This is a genomic window from Aquitalea sp. ASV11 (assembly GCF_016429185.1).
In the GTDB taxonomy this organism is placed as follows: domain Bacteria; phylum Pseudomonadota; class Gammaproteobacteria; order Burkholderiales; family Chromobacteriaceae; genus Aquitalea; species Aquitalea pelogenes.
The window spans coordinates 1-255 of record NZ_JAELUD010000320.1; the positions used below are offsets into that span (position 1 = coordinate 1).

At 62.0% G+C, this 255-nt stretch carries 1 protein-coding gene; it reads left to right on the plus strand.

Features of this window, described 5'->3' with window-relative positions:
* On the plus strand, positions 1-255 hold a 255-nt coding region (locus JHD62_RS22365; RefSeq protein WP_199104703.1), incomplete at both ends, for a chemotaxis protein CheW.

A 255-nucleotide genomic window follows, 5' to 3' on the forward strand; every position in this document is an offset into this window, starting at 1 on the left:
ATTCGGTGGACCGCATCATCCGGGTGGACTGGGACCGCGTGCGCGCCCCGGAAAACATGATGAACAGCAGCGCCACCAACTCCAACCTGATCACCGCCATCACCGAGCTGGAAGACGGCAAGCTGGTATCCATTCTGGACGTGGAGCAGATTCTGGCCACCGTGGTGGGTGAGCCGCGCCTGCCGGAGATTCCGCAAGCCCAGCTGGAGAGCGACCAGTACCTGTTCTTCGTGGATGATTCGGTGGTAGCCCGCA